Here is a 16,986-nt window from a genome sequence, read left to right as displayed (position 1 = left end):
AGCGGAGGTGGGCTGTCTCAACTGAGGCGCTGTTCCCACTCCTGGGCGGGCATCGACTCTCCCGAAATCCCGTCAGGTCCCTGCGCGGCCAACAGGACGGCGGCGTCGTCCATCACGTCGGGTTGCAGGATCTCCTCGCGCTCCGCGGCAGGGAGATGCGACCAGATGTCGGTGTTGGCCCGGCCGCCGGGATCGAGACCGTTCACGTTGATACCGTGCTCGTCGCCTTCGAGGGCGGTCACGCGCGTGAGCCCTTCGAGTCCCCACTTCGAGGCGACGTACGGGCCAGCGCCGGCGATGGCGCTCCGGCCCAATCCCGAGGAGACGTTGATGACGTTGCCGTGGCCCTGGCTGGCCATGTGGGGAATCACAGCCCGTGTGAACAGGAACACGCCTTTGAGGTTCACGTCGAGGACGGTGTCCCACTCGTCCTCGCTGACGTTGGTGAGCCGCGTCCGGCCGTCGTTCATGCCGAGCAGGCTCACGCCGGCGTTGTTGACGAGCGTGTCGATGCGCCCGAACTCGCTGACGGTCTCCTCGACGACGGTCTCGACTGCGTTACGCTCGCGAACGTCGGCGGGAACGACGAGCGACTCCGCGGTGAGGTCGCTCGCAACTGCCGTCAGTCGCTGTTCGTCGCGTGCTGTGAGTGTGACGCGTGCGCCTTCCGCTGCGAAGCGTTCGGCCATCGACCGCCCGAGCCCGCGACTCGCGCCCGTAACCACGATCACCTCGTCGTCGAGTGGTGCCATGCGGCGGCTTGCGGCCGCGGAGGGCTTGAAAGTTCAGGGGGTGAGAAGCGACTTGGGAACTGGTATCGTATGCAGAGGTATGGCTGACCGAGTATTAGTGCCGTACGACGGCTCCGATCAGGCACGCCTCGCGCTCGACCACGCGTTCGAGCAGTTTCCCGACGGCGACGTGACGATACTCCACCTGATCGAGCCCTTCCCGGACCACAGCAAGGCGGCGGGCCATCCCAGCGAGCGACTCGACCACGTGTTCGCCGAGCGTCAGCGACTGCTCGACGAGGCGAAGGCAGTCGGGGAGGGTCACGGCGGCACCATCCGGACGACGCTGATCTACGGCCGTCCCAGAACGGAGGTCCCTCACTACATCGAGACGAACGACTTCGACCAGATCGTGATGGGATCGCGTGGACTGGGCGGCACCGCGAACCTCCTGCTGGGGAGCGTCTCGCGGGAAGTGATCCGGACGACACCGGTCCCAGTGACCGTGGTTCGTACAATGCCGACCGAGCGCGAGGGAACGGGGACGACCCTGACGCCGCGGTCGGTTTTGGTCCCGTTCGACGGCTCGGCCTCCGCACGCGATGCCCTGGAGTACGCACTCGAACAGTTCCCCGACGCGGCGGTCACCGTCCTGTTCGTATCCGCCACTAAAGTCGACGAACACCAGGTCATCACGTCCCAGACCGAGCTCGAAGACGTGCTCGAACAGGAGGAAGACGAGCGCACCCGCGAGCGAAAGCGAGCGCTCACGGCCGCAGAGCGGATCGCAAACCGATACGACCGTGACGTTCGCACGGCTGTCGAGTGGGGTAACCTCGCGACCAAGGTCCTAGAACAGAGCCGGACCGAGGGCGTCGATCACCTCGTCATCGGCCGCCCGGAGGAGCGACGATTCCGGGACCTGCTGCAGGGGAGCGTCGTCGAAACGATCGTCCGACGTGCGCCCGTTCCGGTAACGGTTGTTCCCTGAGCGAGTCGCGACCGACGTGCCGTTCAAGCGAACAGGATGAACAGAAAGACCACGAGGGCAGTCACGAGCAGCAACACACCCCTCCCGACCGCATCGGTAGAGAGACTGTCGGGTTCCCGACGTGAGTTCGACCGCGTGAGAACCCGGGTGGCCGCCGTCGACGCGGTTTCGGTCCCGGCGTCCAGGTAGTGTCCGGCGGTCGCGAGTGTGCCGGTCACGATCCGGAGCGTTCGCGCCCCGGCCGGATGATACACCGCGTCGAGGTCGGGAACATCGCTGATGCGCGCCAGTGGGGCCTTGAGGAACAGGAACGCGACGCCGCCAGCACCGAGAATCGCGCCGGCCTTCGTGAACTGACTCGGCGCGAACGGCTTTGCGGCTGCGGTCGCGCCGGGAAGGACGCCGAACTGAAGCGACGGTGCCAGGCCGAAGAGGAGGCACGGGCCCGCTACCGCAGCGAACGCGAGCGTTTCGGCCGGCCCCGCATCCCGGACGGTCGGGTCGGCGTCGCCGTGGAAGAACGCGTAGTATCCGAACTTCACGAACGAGACCACGGTCCCGACGCTGCCGACGACGAGCAGCCACCAGAGGGCGTCGAACCCGGCGTCCTCGGCGGCGTCGATGACCATGGCTTTGCTGACGAACCCGTTGAACCCGGGGACGCCCGCGATCGCCGGCGCAGCGATCAGGAACGCCGTGAACGTCAGCGGGACCTCCCGGATCAGACCGCCCAGGTGTTTGAGATTCTCGTCACCCGTCCGCAGGAGCAAGACGCCCGCGATCATGAAGAGGAGGCTCTTGTACAGGACGTTGTTGACGAGGTGAGCGAACGCGCCGGCGATACCGAGCGGCGAGCCGATGCCGATGCCGGCGACCATGAACCCGACCTGCGAGACGATGTGATACGAGAGGAGCCGCCGCATGTCCGTCTGGAGAATGGCGTACGTGACGCCGACGAGAAGCATTGCCCCGCCCACGTACGCGAGGAGTCGGCCCCCGTCGGGCACTGCGCGGGCGAGGGCGTAGACGCCGACTTTGGTCGTACAGACCGATAACGCGACGCTCGTCGCCACGTGGGGGCGTGGGTAGGTGTCGACGAGCCAGGGATGCAGGCCGATGAAACCGACGTTGAGACCGATCCCGAGCACGCCGAGCGCGGCCGCGATGCCCACGCCGAATCCCCCACCGAAGAGGAACGTTCCCGTCACGGTGTAGCGGATCAGCACGGCGGCGATCAGTGCGATTCCGCCCAGATGGTGATAGACAGCGTAGCGGAGGCCGGCTCTGGCGGCGTCGTCGTCACCGCTCGCCCAGACGAGCGCCGTCGCACTGACTGCCAGCCCCTCCCACGCGAGGACGAGCGTCAACCAGTCGCCGGCGAAGACAGCCGCGAGCCCGGCACCGAGGTACGCGAGCGAGAGTGCCACCTGCCGCCGCGACCCGCCGGTCCCGTATCCGTACGTGACGGCGACAGCGGTGACGAAGGCGAGAATCAGTCCGACCGTTCTGGAGTACGGGTCGACGTTGAACAAGACGACCGCGAACCCGAACAGCCGCGTCTGGAGGTGCGAACCGGCAGGCACGAGCAGAAGCCAGGGGACGACGAGGGCAGCCACGGTAGCTCCCGCGATGGCGCCTGGCCGCCGCGGCACCACTGCGACGAGCAGCGCGGCGGCGAGGAACACCGCGACCGGCGGGAGGGTCGTGAGACCGCTAGCCACCGGGGAACACCTCCGCACCGACCGTTCGCGCGAGCGCCCAGAACGGCGTCGCGTCGGGAACGACGCCGAGCACGACCGCACCCCCGGCCGTGACCAGGACGGGACCGAGCAACCACCAACTGCTCTCGGTCAGCGGCGTCCGTCGCTCCCACGTGGCGGTCCGCCCGCCGTCGTGCTCGCCCGTGGCGACACCGTGATGGACATCGACGGGCCGGAATCCGTCAGTCGCGTTGCGCCCGGCGTACGCCGTCAGCAGCACTGGCCAGAAAAACAGCAGTTTGAGCAGGCCGGCGACGAGATACGTCGCGGCAAAGACCAGGGCGTTCGCGTCGAGCGCCCCCAGGATCAGGTACCACTTGCTGACGAACCCGGCGATCCCGGGCAGTCCGACCAGTCCGGCGCTCCCGACCGCGAACGCCGTCATCAGTGCCGGGAGCCGCCGCCAGATGCCCCCCATCTGGCTGACGTACTCGGTGTCGGTTTCGACGTAGATCGCACCGGCGCAGAAAAACAGGGTGATCTTCATGAACGCGTGGGCGACGAGGTGCAAGAGCGCCCCGAAGAGGGCGAGCGGCGTCAACAACGCGATTCCCAGGACGATGTACGACAGCTGGCTGATCGTCGAGTACGCGAGGCCGCGCTTGAGTTTGTCCTGGCGCAGCGCGACCACCCCGGCCAGCAGCATCGTCGCCGCCGCAGCGACGGCGAGCGGGCGTCCCAGTCCGAGCGACCGAACAGTGCCGGCACCGAAGACGAACAGGACGACGCGGGCGAGTCCGAACACGCCGCTCTTGACGACGGCGACGGCGTGCAACAGCCCGGACACTGGGGTCGGAGCGACCATCGCGTCGGGGAGCCAGGCGTGCAGCGGCACGACCGCCGCCTTGACGCCGAATCCGACGACGAGCAGCCCGTAGGCGACGGTGGCGACGATCGGCTCCGATGCGAGCCCCGCGAGCCCTCCGGCGACGAACTCGCCCGAACCGGTCACGGCGTAAACGAGCACGATTCCCCCGAGAATGGCCACGCCGCCGCTCAACGTGTATGCGAGGTATCGCCGTCCGGCACGACGGGCCTCCGGGGTCTCGGCGTGGGCGACGAGCGGGTACGTCGCGACCGTCAACAGTTCGTAGAAGACGAACAGCGTCAGGAGGTTCGCCGCCAGCGCGACGCCCATGGTTGCCCCGATACTGGCGGCGAACGCAGCGAAATAACGAGTTTGATCGTGCTCGTCTAACCCGCGCATGTAGCCGACGCTGTAGGCGCTGGCGACCAGCCACAGGAACGACGCCAGCAAGGCAAACAGCGCTCCGAGGGCGTCGACCCGGAACGTGAGCGGCGCCCCCACTGCGAGTCGGCCGAGAGTCGTCTCGTACACGACGCCGTCCAGCGTCGCGGCCGCGGCCTGGGCCGCGAGTGCGAGGGTCAGTCCCGCCGCGAGAAACGTCCACGCCTCTCTGCGATTCGGTCGCGACCCAGAGGCCAGGATCGGCGCCATCGCGACCACCGGCACGAACACGATCGCAACTGGTACTAGCGACGCGGTGGTCACGGCTGTCCGCCCCCGATCGCCGGCAGCAGCAGTTCCACGAGGCCAGCGGAAACGAGTCCAAGGCCAAGGGCAACGAGCGCCGCGATGACGCCAGTCGCGACCATCCCGACGCTGACGGCCCGCTGGTCGAGTCGGCCGGCAGCGTCCTCGAAGTACATGCGCTGGAGCAGTCGGGCGAAGTAGGCCAGCGACAGAACCGTGCTCACGAGGACGGCGCTCCCGACGACCCACGCCCCGCTCCGGAGCGCGCTCACCGCCACGTACCACTTGCCGAAAAAGCCGATGAGCGGCGGAATTCCGATGAGGCCGAGCACGAGCGTCGCGAACGCCGCGCTCGTGATCGGGAGGGAGTCGGCTGCGCCGGCGTACTCGTCGACGGTTCGGGCGCCGTAGGCGGTCTCGACGACGCCCGCGGCGGCGAACGCCCCGCTCTTCATGACGGCGTGGCCGACGAGGTGGACGACGCCGCCGACGACGCCGAGTCGCGTGCCCAGCGAGAGCCCGGCGACGCCGATCCCGAACTGCGAGATGCTCGAACACGCCAGCAACCGGCGGACGTCTCGCTGGCGGAGCGCCAGCACCGCGCCGGCGACGATGCTGACGACCGCCGTCGCCTGCAGCGCAGCGACGAGGCCCGGAGTGCTCGCGAGGAACCGCAGCGTGAACGCCGAGATCACGAGTCGGACGAGCGCGTACGCGGCGATCGTCGAGACGAGGGCCGCGAGCACGGCGGTAAGACCCGCTGGCGCTGCCCGGTAGGCGTCGGGCTTCCAGGTGTGGACCGGGTACAGCGCGATCTTCACGCCGAGGCCGGCGGCGATCAGCCCGAAGGCGCCGAGGACGAGTCGGTTCCCGTAGCCGACGGCCGGGAGCGTCCGCGCCAGCGCGTCCATGTTCAGCGTCCCCGTGCCGAAGTAGAGGTATCCGATACCGAGCAGATACAGCGACGCCCCGACGGTTCCGAGCAGCAGGTACTTCAGCGCCGCCGGCGCCGCGTCGGGCCCATCCCCGAGCGCGACCAGCGCGTAGGCGCTGAGACCGCTGATCTCCAGAAACACGTAGAGGTTGAACACGTCGCGCGTGATGCAGATGCCCGTCAGCCCGGCGATCAACAGCAAGTACAGGCTGTAGCCGGTCGCCGATCGGGGGCCACCGCGCCGGGTGTAGGCCAGCCCCCATAGCCCCGCCACTGCGACGAGCAGGACGAAAGCGGCCGAGAGCCTGTCGACGGCGAGCTCGATCCCGAGTACTGCCGGCAGTCCGCCGACGACGAGCCGCATGGGTCCAGAGGTCACGACCGCCCACGCCACCCAGCCGGCGAGCCCGGTCTGGGCGAGGAGCCCGACAACGGCGACCGGCCACCCGACCCGGTCGTACCGCCGGGCCAACACGGGGGGAACGACGGCCGCCACGAAGGGGACCGTCACGAGGAAGGGGAGCGCGTCACTCACGGTCGGCCACCTCGTCGGTCGGACGCTCGAGTTCGTCGGCTCGGACCGTGCCGCGTTCGGCGTGTATCCTGACGACGAGCGCGGCGGCCAGCGCGGTTACGCTCACGCCGACGACGATCGCCGTCAGGATGAGGACGTGCGGGAGCGGGTTCACGTACGGGCCGCCGGCGTCGCCGACGAGCGGCGAGCGACCCCCGGTCCGGACCGCGGCAGCGACGAACACGAGGAAGATCCCCGTCTGGAACAGGTTGAGGCCGAGCACCTTCTTGACGAGGTTCTCGTCGTCGATCAGGACGTACAGGCCCGCGCCCATGAGGAACACGGCGACGACGTAGGGCGTTCGGTCGGCGAGCGGTCCGATCACCCGCTCTCACCTCGCGCCAACGCCAGGAACATCACGAGGATCGTCGCCGCGACCGTCGCGCCGATGCCCAGTTCCACGAGCTCGATGGCGTAGACGACCGCTTTCGGGACCGGATACGCCGTGAGGTCCAGATAGACGCGGTCGAAGACGAGCGCGCCGGTCGCGATGGCAGCGAAGACGAGGATTCCCGAGACGGCGGCCCCGGTCAGCCAGGCTGCGTCGAGCCACTGTCTGGTCTGGTCGATCCCGAACGCGAACGCGACTGTGATGAGGGCCGCGGCGACGATCACGCCGCCCTGGAACCCGCCGCCCACCGAGCTGGTCCCGTGGAACATGGTGAACAGCCCGAGCGTCACCACGAACGGCGTCAGGAGGCGAACCGTCTTCGTCACGACCGGACTGTCGAGTTCCCGCCTGCGGGGGCGGTCCGACTGCGAGCCGCCACCGGGCCGGTCCGTGGTCATCGGACCACCTCGCGGTCGAACACGGCGAGCACTGCGATCCCGGCAGCAAATACCACGACCACCTCGCCGAAGGTGTCGAAGCCGCGGAACGCGACGAGCACCGCGGTGACGACGTTCGTCACTCCGAGCGCCGGCGACCGAGCCAGGTACGCCGGGGCGACGCGCTGGAATCCGGGGGCGGTGGGATCGCCGACTGCCGGGAGCGACGGGACCGTCCACAGCACCACCGCGACGAAGCCGCCGACGACTGCCAGCGACTGCGGGCTGATTTCCGACTGCGACCGGAACAGTCCCGGCCGGCCGACGCCAGTGCGGAAGACGACGACCAGAAAGAGCGCCGTGGTGACGCCGGCGCCGACCGCGGCTTCGGTGAGTCCCACGTCGGGAGCGCGAAAGACGGCCCAGAGCATCGCCATTCCCAGGCTGTAGACGCCGAAGGCGACGATCGTCGCCAACGGATCGCTGAAGGCCGCGACCGTCGTCGCCGTGACGAGCAGCCAGACCAACAGCGCGACGACGACGGGATCGGTCACGTTCCCTCGTCACCTCCCGACGTCCAGGCGTCGTATCCCTCCACGTCGGCAGCGTGAACGATCGCGTGCGTCGCGGTCGGCGTCGTCACGAACACGAAGCCGACCAGGAACAGAAGCTTCGTCGTGTCGTCGCCGCCGCTGGCGAGAATCGCCCCTCCGATGGCGAACAGCGTCCCGAGCGTGTCGCCTTTCGACGTTGCGTGGGCTCGCGAGTACAGATCCGGCAGCCGGAACAACCCGAGCGTGGCGATCCCGAAGAACAGCACCGCGCCGCAGACACAGAGCACCACGGCGAGTTCGAGGAGCGTCACAGAAACCCTCCCCGTTCGATGGCGTACTTCGCGAGCCCGATCGAGAGGAGGAAGTTCAGCAGCGCGTACACGAGCGCGATGTCGAGCAGTCCGGACTCGTCGAGGCCGACCGCGAGGAACGTGAGCACGACGACCGTCGCGGTGCCGATCCCGTTGACGGCGACGACCCGATCCGGCAGCGTCGGTCCGCGGATCACCCGGTGAAAGGCGAGGAGCGCCAGTGCGATGACGGCGACCGCCGCGGCGACCATCGCGTCGTCGACGAGCGCCGGCTCGGTCCCGCTCATTCGTCGACTCGACCGCCGTTTGCTCGCGCTCTCTGGCGGCCCCCAAAGACGAACCGCACCGCACGTTCGAGAGTACCGTCGCGGAGCGCACCCCTCGCCGACGCTGTGAGCGTGTGGACGACGAGCGACGACTCGCCGACGTCGACGGCGACCGTCCCGGGGGTCAGCGTGATGCTGTTCGCGAGAACGGCCCGTTCGAGGCTGGACTCGGCCTCGATCGCGACGTTCTCGACCGACGGATCGATCGGAAGCCGCGGATCGACGAGCACGACCGCCAACCAGAGGTTCGCCTTGGCGATCTCCCAGACGAGATAGGGGACGAACAGCGTCGCCCTGGCGAGTCGCGGGAGCGTCCGCTGGACCGTCGGCGCCGCCGTAAACGTGACGCGTGATAGCAGGCGGGCCACGGCAGCGGCGCAGGCGATACCAGTTACGACGTCGAACGCGTTCACGTGGCCCAAGAGGAGATAGAACGCGAACGCGAGCCCGAAGATGGTCACCCCTTGGGCGAGACCGGGAGCGCGTCGGAGCCGTCGCCGCCGTCGGGCGTGGGCTGACGACGGTGGGTACACGCGAATCGGTGCGTCCGCAGTCCGGGAGCGAAGGTCCGCGATCGCAACGGGGGCCGCTGGATCGACGACGACCACGTCCGGTCGTTCGGTCAGGAGACGCGTCGTCAACCGCTCCACGCTGAACGGGGAAACTATCTCGACGGCGGCCTCCCACCCGTGGTTGTTCACGACCGTTTGCACCCGACTCGCGACGGCCCGATCCGGGCAGAGGACGGTCGCGATCCCTCGCTCGTCGTCCAGTCGCTGAGAGGCCTCGATAACGGTTTCGTCCAGCGACGACGAATCCGTCACGATCGCGGCGACGCGAACGGGCCGCTCAGCCACCACGGCGTCGCACCTCCACGAGCCGTGACCGCGTCGTGCAGGAGGGAGATCCTCCGCGAACACAGATTCTCAGAGACATCTCGTCCGTGTGAACTCCCGTTCTCCAGTGCATGCCGCTGTGTGCATCGGGCAGGGCGACTCGTCCCGATCGCACTGTCGTCGGCCGTGGCTCGCTCCACCGTCAGCGGCCGTGCTACTCGGAAGGCTTGCCCATGTCGACCATCTCCTCGGAGACGATCCGGCTCCAGACCTCGCTGCCGCGGTCCGAGATGCCGTACACGCGTCCTTTGCGCCGTTCTTCGGACACGAGCAGTTCCACGAGTCCACGGTCCTGCAACCCCTGGAGTGCGCGCGAAATGTGGGCGATCCCGAGATCGCTATCGTTCGCAATCCGTGAGGGCGTTGCTGGTCCGTCGGCGAGACGCCGGAGGACTGCGACTCTGTACTGCGAACTAATTACGAAGCTGATGTCGTCCCAGTTGTCAGTCATAAGTATATCATATCTGTGCCAGTTTTTGCTGTACGATGGCGGGACCGCGGTTCTACGTGCTACACATAGACGACAACAATCAAAAGGGTGTGTACGAGGTGCTTGCGAGAGACTCGTGTCTCTCACCGTGTGTATCACTCACAATGGACGATTCCGCGTCTCGTCAGCTTCCGCGAACAGCGTGGACACACGTGAGACTTACAACTCGTAGCAGGCGATCTCGTCGGACCGGCAGGACGGACAGCGACGCACCGAGTGGTCGAGGGTCGTCCCGCAGTCGCGACACTCGTAGAGATCACCGGACTGTGTTTCGTGCTGGAACACGTTCCGGAGACGTTCGATCATAGCTCAACACGTGACCGAGATGGGCTAATAAGTACGCCACGCGGCCTGAAAGTGTAACCGCCAGACGGAAGGCGGTCACCGAGGCGCCGTCAGACGATCGTCAGACGCTGGCCGAAACCGAACGGGATCGCCAGTGGGGACAGTCCACCGCCGAATGGGTTTCTTTCTTTCCGCCCGGACGTGTGGGGAAAGATAGCAAGCGCATTTATCCGATTCTGCCATATCCTGTCCCATGGTATTCGGTACCGGCCAACAAACTATTCGCGGGCCGGGTTCTGGTGATGAGGGCTAGATCGCCGATCGGCGACAGCGGATCGGAGCGGTTGAAATTCCCGCGTCGACGCGACTTCCTTCGACTGCTCGGTCTCGCGGGAACCGCAGGCATGGCTGGCTGCAATTTCGGCGGTGGTCAGTCGGGAACGGGGTCGACCGGCGGCGCGCCCTCGGGTACCCGAGCCGTGCGCGGAGAGTGGGTCGAAGGCGCCGCGACGGACGCGGAGTCGTTGCTCTGGATTCAGGTGGCCGACGCCGCGTCGGCCGCCCGCGTCGGGACGGCCCTGGACGGTGCCTACGCGGTGACGACCGACGAGGAGGTGTTCCCGCTCTGGCTGGCCCTCGCGACCGACGACGAGCGGGTGTACGAGTGTCGAGTCCGTGACGGACTCCGGTGGAGCGACCCCTACGGGGAGATGACCGCCGAGGACTGGGTGTACATGATTCAGAACGTGTTCCAGGCGCCGGACAACTGGGCGGGCTACACCGACCAGGGAAGCTGGCAGCGCAACGGCGAGTTCATTCCAGTGGTGAAAACCGGCCGGCGAACCTTCGAGATTCGGCTGCCCGACCCCGACCCGGCGTTCCCGATGCGGCCGATCCTGTGGGGGTCGTTCTGTCTCCCGAAAGGACTGCTCGAACGATACGTCTCCGACAAGGACGTCGAAGGGCTGAAACGCGACCGCGAGATCCAGACCCTCGCCTACAGCGGGAACCTGGGACCGTACACCTTCGAGCGGTGGAATCGCGAGTCCGAGTTCGTCGCCACCCGCAACCCCGACTACTACATGCACGAGGCCGCCGACGTCCCCGAGACGTGGCGGGACGCCCCGTATTTCCAGCGGTACGTTTTCAAGGTCATCCCCGAGGAGAGCATCCGCCTCTCGGCGCTACAGACCACCGAAATCACGTCGACCAGCATTCCACCGGCCAAGGTCACCCAGTACGAGAGTCTGCCCTCTGTCCAGGTGCAGCAGGCGCCCCAACCGTTCAATCTGCTGCTCATCTACAACCAGCGAGCCAACGGCTGGCGACCGTTCCGGCGACGAGCGGTCCGGCGAGCACTGTCTTACGTGGTGAACAAGGAGGCGATCGTCGACTCCATCCTGCGCGGCCACGCCCAGGTCGCACACACCTTCCAGCCGCAGTGGTCCGACTGGTACGACGATTCCCAGGTCGAGGAAACCGGCGTCGGTGAGCAATACGATCCGCAGACGGCCCGATCACGGCTCGCCGACGCGCTCCCGGACCGATTCGGGTACGACGGCGGCGACCTCGTCGGCCCTACCGGACAGCAGGTCAGCCTCACACTGGTGTACCCGGTGGGCACCGAGACGACGAAAACGACGGTCGAGTACGTCGCCCAGGCCTACGGCAAGGTCGGGATCGACGTCGCGCTCGAAGGCGTGCAGTTCAACACGCTGCTCCGGAAGTACGCCCAGAACAGCTACCGGGGGAGCGGGTCGCCACCGTGGCAGACCGGGCCGTTCAACGCCGGCCCCCGGAACGCAGCCACCAGCCAGGAACCCTGGGACATGCTGTACGGGATCGCGTTCAACACGTATCCGCGGACGCCCACCGCCACGCGCGGGTTCTGGGAGCGGCGCGGCGACACCAACTTCTTCGGGTACTACCCCGAGGCGGACCTGGCGTCGCTGTTCGACACCGCCGGGACGACGACCGACGACGCGGTCCGCCAGGAGGCACTCACGGAAGCGTTCGGCGTGCTCTCGCGGGATCAACCCTGCAACTTCGTGAACTTCGAGGAATCGATCACCGGCTACCAGGACGAGATCGCCGGGTTCGGGCCCACCGACTTCGGGTACGGCTGGGACGCGACGACCTGGTACGCGGCGGGGTGATTCAGATGGGTAATCTCGGGCTCACCTGGTACATCGTTCGACGGGTCGCCTGGGCGGGGTTCGTCTCCGTTCTGATCCTGACGGTGACGTTCGTCCTGCTGGCGGTGACGCCGAACGCTCAGGCGGCGGAACTCCAGTTCCAGGCCGCGCAGGGCACCGGCGACGCCGCGTCGGCCGAGCAGGCGTTCGAACAGGCCCGCGGCCTCGACCAGTCGCTCTGGGAGCGCTACACCGACTACATGACTAACCTCGCGACCGGCAATTGGGGGTGGTCCGATACGCGCTCGCAGCCGGTCGTCCAGGCGATCATGGAGGCGTACCCGTACACGCTGATGTACACCGTCCCGGCGATTCTCATCTCGACGATTCTCGGACTCGGGATCGGGCTGTACTCGGCGACCCACCGGTACACGAAACTCGACTACGTCGGCACCTTCGTCGCCTTCTTCGGGCTGTCGATCCCGAACTTCTGGTTCGGCATCATCCTCCTGCTGGTGTTCGGCGTCACCCTCGGCTGGGTGCCCGTTCTGTTCGACCCGACAGTGCCAGTGTTCTCGTGGGCGAACGTCGTCCAGCTCGTCCTGCCGGTGTTCGTCCTGACGACCGGGACCATCGCCAGCGAGATGCGCTACGCCCGTGCCGAGGCCCTGGAGTACGTCCGCGCCGAGTTCGTCAAGACCGCCCGCGCCAAGGGGGCCGACGAGAACCGCATCCTCCTCCGACACATCCTCCGGCCGGCGCTCGTGCCGCTCTCGACGATCCTCGTCGGCGACCTGCTGGGCCTGTTCCTGACGGCCTCGTATCTCGTCGAGATCGTCTTCGGCATTCCTGGATTGGGTCGGCTGAGCCTCGACGCACTCCTCAACCAGGACACGGCGCTCGTGCTGGGGACGACGCTGATCCCGGTGTTCGTCGCCGTCATCGGCAACCTCCTGCAGGACATCGCGTACACGATCCTCGACCCGCGCATCGACTACGGTGATCGCTGATGACGGGCGCGACCGATCCCGATCAGGTTCGCTTCGAGGACGTCGACTGGGACGCACTGGACGGCAGGCGCGTTCCCGTCTCCCGCCGGACGCTCGCGATGGGTGCCGTCGTGCTCGTCCTCGCCGCCGTCTTCCTGTACGACTTCTTCCTGGTACCGACCGGCACGCCGACGATCCCCGGACTCGGGTGGAACGTCACACAACTCGACTGGCTGTTCGTTCTGACACTGCTCGCGCTGCTGTTCTACGTGGTCGTTCCCCTCGTTCGCAACCGGCGGTTGACGATGCACTACTGGCGCCAGTTCCGGAAGAACAAGGCCGCCGTCGCCAGCCTCGCGTTCCTCGCCGTGATCTTTACCGTCGGCACGTTCGGCCCGCTCGTCATCGCCCGGCCGGAACTGAACGTCCTCAACGCCTACCAGCCGCCGGTCTGGACGTCCGTCTCGGAGACGGTGCCCGTCGAGTGCGCCGGGCCGGTCGTCGACGGCGCGTGTCACGGCACGTGGGCGCACCCGCTCGGGACGACCGGCCAGGGCAAGGACATCCTGACGCTGATGGTGTTCGGGATGCGCGTGAGCATGCAGGTGGGTCTCATCGCGACGCTGCTGATCGTCGTCATCGGGACGGCGGTCGGCACGACGGCCGCCTACGTCGGCGGCCTCGTGGACGAGGCGCTGATGCGCTACGTCGACATCCAGCTGACGTTCCCGACCTTTTTCCTCTATCTCCTGCTCGTGTACCTCTTCGGCGGGAGTCTCTTCCTGCTCATCGTCATCTTCGGGCTGACGAGCTGGGGCGGGATCGCCCGCCTGGTCAGGAGCGAGGCGCTGCAACGCCGCGAGGAGGAGTACGTCGACGCGGCGGTCGCCGCCGGGGCGAGCAAGACACGGATCATCACCAGACACATCGTCCCGAACGTCTCGAACACGGTCATCACGGCGGCGACGCTGACGATTCCCGGCCTCATCCTCGCCGAGGCGGCGCTCTCCTTTATCCAACTCGGCGACCCGGCCATTCCCTCGTGGGGGCAGGTCATCGCCACCGGCCGCGGCGACCTCTATACCGCGTGGTGGATCTCGACCATCCCCGGCGTCTTCCTGTTCCTGACGATCCTCGCGTTCAACTTCCTCGGGGAGGCGCTCCGAGACTCGCTCGATCCAAGGGTGGAACAATGAGCGATCCGCTCCTCTCGGTGCGCGACCTCGAAACCGTCTTTCACACCGACGAGGGGACCGTCCGCGCGGTCGACGGCGTCTCCTTCGACGTGGGGCGGGGTGAGATCGTCTGTCTCGTCGGCGAGTCGGGCAGCGGCAAGACCGTCACTGCCGAATCCGTCACCCGGCTGGTCGAGACCCCGCCCGGCGAGATCAGCGGTGACGTGCTGTTCGACGGTGCGGACGTGCTGGCGATGACCGACGGCGAACTCCGGGCCCTCCGGGGCAACCGCATCGGCCACGTCTTCCAGAACCCCCAGGGCGCGCTCAATCCCGTCTACACCGTCGGCTGGCAGCTCGTCGAAGCGATCCGCCTCCACCAAGACGCCACTCGTCGGGAGGCCCGCGAGCGGGCCGTCACGCTGCTCGATCGCGTCGGGATTCCGGAAGCCGCCGGTCGGTTCGACGACTACCCCCACGAGTTCTCCGGCGGGATGAAACAGCGGGTCGTCATCGCGATGGCGCTGGCGTCGAACCCCGACCTGCTCATCGCCGACGAACCGACGACGGCCCTCGACGTGACGACGCAGGCCGGCATCCTCCAACTGCTCGTCGATCTCCAGGACGAGTACGACCTGAGCGTCCTCCTCATCACGCACGACCTGGGCGTCGTCGCCGCCGTCGCCGACCGCGTCGTCGTCCTGTACGCCGGGAAGGTGATGGAACGAGCCACCGTCACCGCCCTGTTCGACGACCCGGCCCATCCGTACACGCGGGCGCTCCTCCGGTGTCTGCCGCGGCCCGGCCGACAGATGGAGGCCATCGGTGGCGACCTCCCGGACCCGAACGACCCGCCGGCCGGCTGTCGGTTTCATCCGCGCTGCCCCCACGCCATCGAGGAGTGCCGGCAGGGCGAACAACCGCCGTTGTACGACGTGGCGGCCGACTCGGCGCACGCCGCCTCCTGCGTCTACTACGGGCCGAATCACGACCCGACGGCGATCCGAGACGCGGAGACTGAATTTGCCCTCGACGGCAACAGTGGTGAGTTGCCGTGACAGACCCGCTCCTGTCGGTCCGCGATCTCACGAAGCACTACCCGGTCACGTCGGGGTGGCTCCGTCGTGAGACGGGGCAGGTCCGCGCCGTCGACGGCATCAGCTTCGACCTCGACGCCGGCGAGACGCTCGGCCTGGTAGGCGAGTCCGGGTGCGGGAAATCGACCGCCGCCCGCTCGCTCCTCCGAATCGAGGAGCCGACGGCCGGCGAAGTGTATTTCGACGGGGCGGACGTCATCGAGTTCGACAAGGCCGAACTGAAGCGGTTTCGCCGGCGTGCGCAGCTGATCTTCCAGGATCCCACGTCGAGTTTCGATCCGCGGATGACGGTCGGCGAATCCGTCGCGGAGCCGCTCCGCGTTCATGGAATGCGCGACCGGTCGCGCCGGCGAGCGATCGTGACCGACCTCCTGGAGCGGGTCGGCCTCGACGCCGACGACGCCGACAGGTACCCCCACGAGTTCAGCGGCGGCCAGAAACAGCGCATCGCGCTCGCCCGCGCGCTCGTCGTGAACCCCGATCTGATCGTCGCCGACGAGCCCGTCAGCGCGCTCGACGTGTCGATCCAGGCGTCGATTCTCTCGCTGCTCGAATCTGTCCAGAAAGAGTTCGATCTCGCCGTCCTGTTTATCAGTCACGACATGGGGATCGTCAGGGAGGTCTGTGACCGCGTCGCCGTGATGTACCTCGGCGAGATCGTCGAGCAGGGGCCGACGGCCGGGGTCTTCGAGAATCCGGGCCACCCGTACACCCGAGAACTCCTCGCGTCGATTCTCCGACCGGATCCGCGGCAACGACACCACCTGTCGGGCCTCACGGGGGACTTGCCTGACCCGGCAGATCCACCTCCTGGCTGTCGATTCCACACGCGTTGTCCGGCGGTCATCCAGCCAGCGGACCTCGACCTCGATCAGGAGAACTGGCGTGCAGTGATGGACGTTCGCGTCCACCTCCGCGACGAAGGGATCGATCTGGCCTCACTTCGAGAACTCGTTGGGGGCGAGGCAGACCGACAGGTCGGGACCGACGACGTGCGGTTGAAGCGACGGATCCGCGAGGAGTTCGACATTCCCGAACGACTAGAGGATCCCGCGGCCGATGGGGCACTCGACGACGCACTCGACGCCGTCGTCGACGACGACGTCGAGGCGGCTCGGGACGTCCTCGCTGCTGCGTTCCCGACTCCGTGCGAAGCTGACCGGCCTGCTCACTACGCGATCGACGACGATCACCACGCTGCCTGCCTTCTCCACGACGAACGGTTCCTGGCCGAACCCGAAGCCGCCGACGATTGATCGCGAGTCACCCCGGCCACCTGTCTCCGTCCACCGCTGTAGTTTATTTGCCCACGAAGGTACTAACCTACGCATTTCGCGGTAGCACGCTCCGTGACGCTAGCGGTTTCACTCCTATCTGGCATGGAGGAATCTCCGCCTCTAGCCACTTCGATAGCACTTTCCTTCCAAGGCATACAATCGCGATGATACGCATTTCAGTTGGCACGTTGAACTACG

The 16,986-nt window shown here is 67.2% G+C and carries 18 protein-coding genes; 6 read left to right on the top strand and 12 right to left on the bottom strand.

Going from position 1 to position 16,986, the window contains the following annotated elements; all coding sequences use genetic code 11:
• Positions 1–17: 17 nt before the first annotated feature.
• The gene (locus tag ACFR9U_RS20845) at positions 18–752 is read right to left on the bottom strand and encodes an SDR family NAD(P)-dependent oxidoreductase (RefSeq protein ID WP_247381117.1); all 735 of its coding nucleotides are present in this window, start codon (positions 750–752) and stop codon (positions 18–20) included.
• 79 nt (positions 753–831) lie between these two features.
• On the opposite strand from ACFR9U_RS20845, the gene ACFR9U_RS20840 reads away from it, so the two are divergent.
• Positions 832–1,722 carry a universal stress protein gene (locus ACFR9U_RS20840; RefSeq protein ID WP_247381119.1) on the top strand — a complete coding sequence of 297 codons (891 nt, stop codon included), beginning with the start codon at positions 832–834 and terminating at the stop codon, positions 1,720–1,722.
• 23 nt (positions 1,723–1,745) lie between these two features.
• On the opposite strand, the gene ACFR9U_RS20835 is transcribed toward ACFR9U_RS20840, so the two are convergent.
• The 11 genes from ACFR9U_RS20835 to ACFR9U_RS20785 form a co-directional block, all read right to left on the bottom strand.
• Positions 1,746–3,443, bottom strand: coding sequence for a Na(+)/H(+) antiporter subunit D (locus ACFR9U_RS20835; protein ID WP_247381122.1), 1,698 nt, complete (start codon positions 3,441–3,443; stop codon positions 1,746–1,748).
• Complete coding sequence (locus ACFR9U_RS20830; RefSeq protein ID WP_247381125.1) at positions 3,436–4,941, bottom strand: proton-conducting transporter transmembrane domain-containing protein; 1,506 nt, start codon at positions 4,939–4,941, stop codon at positions 3,436–3,438. Before ACFR9U_RS20830 ends, ACFR9U_RS20835 begins: the two co-directional genes overlap by 8 nt.
• Positions 4,942–4,991: 50 nt before the next feature.
• Positions 4,992–6,446 carry a proton-conducting transporter transmembrane domain-containing protein gene (locus tag ACFR9U_RS20825; protein WP_247381127.1) on the bottom strand — a complete coding sequence of 485 codons (1,455 nt, stop codon included), beginning with the start codon at positions 6,444–6,446 and terminating at the stop codon, positions 4,992–4,994.
• A complete protein-coding gene (locus ACFR9U_RS20820) occupies positions 6,439–6,810 on the bottom strand; it encodes a sodium:proton antiporter (protein ID WP_345893413.1) in 372 nt (123 codons plus the stop codon). Before ACFR9U_RS20820 ends, ACFR9U_RS20825 begins: the two co-directional genes overlap by 8 nt.
• Positions 6,807–7,274: an MnhB domain-containing protein gene (locus ACFR9U_RS20815; RefSeq protein ID WP_247381129.1), complete on the bottom strand. Its 468-nt coding sequence runs from the start codon at positions 7,272–7,274 to the stop codon at positions 6,807–6,809. Before ACFR9U_RS20815 ends, ACFR9U_RS20820 begins: the two co-directional genes overlap by 4 nt.
• Complete coding sequence (locus ACFR9U_RS20810) at positions 7,271–7,807, bottom strand: DUF4040 domain-containing protein (protein WP_247381130.1); 537 nt, start codon at positions 7,805–7,807, stop codon at positions 7,271–7,273. Before ACFR9U_RS20810 ends, ACFR9U_RS20815 begins: the two co-directional genes overlap by 4 nt.
• A complete protein-coding gene (gene mnhG, locus ACFR9U_RS20805; RefSeq protein WP_247381131.1) occupies positions 7,804–8,118 on the bottom strand; it encodes a monovalent cation/H(+) antiporter subunit G in 315 nt (104 codons plus the stop codon). Before mnhG ends, ACFR9U_RS20810 begins: the two co-directional genes overlap by 4 nt.
• A complete protein-coding gene (locus tag ACFR9U_RS20800; RefSeq protein WP_247381132.1) occupies positions 8,115–8,405 on the bottom strand; it encodes a cation:proton antiporter in 291 nt (96 codons plus the stop codon). Before ACFR9U_RS20800 ends, mnhG begins: the two co-directional genes overlap by 4 nt.
• Positions 8,402–9,301, bottom strand: a complete 900-nt coding sequence (locus ACFR9U_RS20795; protein ID WP_379815077.1) for a Na+/H+ antiporter subunit E — start codon at positions 9,299–9,301, stop codon at positions 8,402–8,404. Before ACFR9U_RS20795 ends, ACFR9U_RS20800 begins: the two co-directional genes overlap by 4 nt.
• A gap of 193 nt (positions 9,302–9,494) precedes the next feature.
• The gene (locus ACFR9U_RS20790) at positions 9,495–9,791 is read right to left on the bottom strand and encodes a winged helix-turn-helix domain-containing protein (RefSeq protein WP_247381134.1); all 297 of its coding nucleotides are present in this window, start codon (positions 9,789–9,791) and stop codon (positions 9,495–9,497) included.
• 198 nt (positions 9,792–9,989) lie between these two features.
• The gene (locus tag ACFR9U_RS20785) at positions 9,990–10,136 is read right to left on the bottom strand and encodes a hypothetical protein (RefSeq protein ID WP_247381135.1); all 147 of its coding nucleotides are present in this window, start codon (positions 10,134–10,136) and stop codon (positions 9,990–9,992) included.
• 281 nt (positions 10,137–10,417) lie between these two features.
• Here ACFR9U_RS20785 and ACFR9U_RS20780 point away from each other — a divergent pair, with 281 nt between their 5' ends.
• The 5 genes from ACFR9U_RS20780 to ACFR9U_RS20760 are packed head-to-tail and all read left to right on the top strand — an operon-like array spanning position 10,418 to position 16,767.
• Positions 10,418–12,271: an ABC transporter substrate-binding protein gene (locus ACFR9U_RS20780; RefSeq protein ID WP_247381136.1), complete on the top strand. Its 1,854-nt coding sequence runs from the start codon at positions 10,418–10,420 to the stop codon at positions 12,269–12,271.
• 5 nt (positions 12,272–12,276) lie between these two features.
• The gene (locus ACFR9U_RS20775) at positions 12,277–13,260 is read left to right on the top strand and encodes an ABC transporter permease (RefSeq protein WP_247381137.1); all 984 of its coding nucleotides are present in this window, start codon (positions 12,277–12,279) and stop codon (positions 13,258–13,260) included.
• Entirely contained in the window at positions 13,260–14,435 is a 1,176-nt protein-coding gene (locus ACFR9U_RS20770) for an ABC transporter permease (protein ID WP_247381139.1), read from the top strand. Before ACFR9U_RS20775 ends, ACFR9U_RS20770 begins: the two co-directional genes overlap by 1 nt.
• Positions 14,432–15,472 carry an ABC transporter ATP-binding protein gene (locus ACFR9U_RS20765; RefSeq protein ID WP_247381141.1) on the top strand — a complete coding sequence of 347 codons (1,041 nt, stop codon included), beginning with the start codon at positions 14,432–14,434 and terminating at the stop codon, positions 15,470–15,472. The genes ACFR9U_RS20770 and ACFR9U_RS20765 overlap by 4 nt, the downstream gene beginning before the upstream one ends.
• On the top strand, positions 15,469–16,767 hold the full coding sequence (locus tag ACFR9U_RS20760; RefSeq protein ID WP_247381143.1) for an ABC transporter ATP-binding protein: 1,299 nt from the start codon (positions 15,469–15,471) through the stop codon (positions 16,765–16,767). Before ACFR9U_RS20765 ends, ACFR9U_RS20760 begins: the two co-directional genes overlap by 4 nt.
• Positions 16,768–16,986 lie beyond the last annotated feature (219 nt).

This window comes from Halorientalis brevis (genome assembly GCF_042678165.1).
Classification (GTDB): domain Archaea; phylum Halobacteriota; class Halobacteria; order Halobacteriales; family Haloarculaceae; genus Halorientalis; species Halorientalis brevis.
Note: the sequence above shows the minus strand (reverse complement) of the source record. Positions and strands in the feature narration are given on the sequence as shown.

What these genes read in the sequence shown, in the direction of transcription:
- ACFR9U_RS20815 (WP_247381129.1), bottom strand. Translation starts at nt 7,274, where the DNA reads ATGACCACGGACCGGCCCGGTGGCGGCTCGCAGTCGGACCGCCCCCGC.
- ACFR9U_RS20785 (WP_247381135.1), bottom strand. Translation starts at nt 10,136, where the DNA reads ATGATCGAACGTCTCCGGAACGTGTTCCAGCACGAAACACAGTCCGGT.
- ACFR9U_RS20800 (WP_247381132.1), bottom strand. Translation starts at nt 8,405, where the DNA reads ATGAGCGGGACCGAGCCGGCGCTCGTCGACGACGCGATGGTCGCCGCG.
- ACFR9U_RS20830 (WP_247381125.1), bottom strand. Translation starts at nt 4,941, where the DNA reads ATGGCGCCGATCCTGGCCTCTGGGTCGCGACCGAATCGCAGAGAGGCG.
- ACFR9U_RS20770 (WP_247381139.1), top strand. Translation starts at nt 13,260, where the DNA reads ATGACGGGCGCGACCGATCCCGATCAGGTTCGCTTCGAGGACGTCGAC.
- ACFR9U_RS20790 (WP_247381134.1), bottom strand. Translation starts at nt 9,791, where the DNA reads ATGACTGACAACTGGGACGACATCAGCTTCGTAATTAGTTCGCAGTAC.
- ACFR9U_RS20765 (WP_247381141.1), top strand. Translation starts at nt 14,432, where the DNA reads ATGAGCGATCCGCTCCTCTCGGTGCGCGACCTCGAAACCGTCTTTCAC.
- ACFR9U_RS20840 (WP_247381119.1), top strand. Translation starts at nt 832, where the DNA reads ATGGCTGACCGAGTATTAGTGCCGTACGACGGCTCCGATCAGGCACGC.
- ACFR9U_RS20845 (WP_247381117.1), bottom strand. Translation starts at nt 752, where the DNA reads ATGGCACCACTCGACGACGAGGTGATCGTGGTTACGGGCGCGAGTCGC.
- ACFR9U_RS20780 (WP_247381136.1), top strand. Translation starts at nt 10,418, where the DNA reads ATGAGGGCTAGATCGCCGATCGGCGACAGCGGATCGGAGCGGTTGAAA.
- ACFR9U_RS20775 (WP_247381137.1), top strand. Translation starts at nt 12,277, where the DNA reads ATGGGTAATCTCGGGCTCACCTGGTACATCGTTCGACGGGTCGCCTGG.